The organism is Streptomyces jumonjinensis (genome assembly GCF_009600885.1).
Classification (GTDB): domain Bacteria; phylum Actinomycetota; class Actinomycetes; order Streptomycetales; family Streptomycetaceae; genus Streptomyces; species Streptomyces jumonjinensis.
Window position 1 is genome coordinate 310 of the sequence record NZ_VCLA01000194.1, and the last position, 487, is coordinate 796.

Annotated in this window: 1 pseudogene; it reads right to left on the reverse strand. The window is 75.4% G+C overall.

Annotation, left to right across the window (positions count from 1 at the left end):
* Positions 1-487: pseudogene (locus FF041_RS39660) on the reverse strand (mobilization protein); the annotation flags it as partial.

A 487-nucleotide genomic window follows, 5' to 3' on the forward strand; every position in this document is an offset into this window, starting at 1 on the left:
CGAGAGGACCATGGCGGTGGTACCGCCGTCCTCGCCCCGGCCGAGCGCGTCCCCGGCGCGAAGCACTCCGCGGGCGGCGGATCGCAGGGCGCGGTGGTCGGCTCGGGCGGCGCGTTCGTGGGTGCGGGTGGCGCGTTCGAAGGCGCGGGCCGCCTGTCGGAGTTCCGTACGGGTCGGGGCCGGTGAGGTCTGTGCGAGGGCGTCGAGGAGTTCTCCGGTGCCGACGAGCTGGGCGACGACCGTGCCGTCGTCGTCCTGGTCGAAGACGGCGGCAGCCTGTACGGCGGGGGCGACGGCGTCCCTGCGGGCAACGGCCGGGCGCGGGCGGGGCCCCTCCTCCGTGTCCAGGGCACCGGTCTCCAGGCGCTGGCGGATATTCGGGAGGGAGAGGTCGGGGGCGAGTTTGGAGCCGGAGAACCAGACCGGTTCGCCCGCCCGATTGCGGTCGGCGGGGAGGGCGACCTTGTAGCCGAGGGTGTCCCCGGAC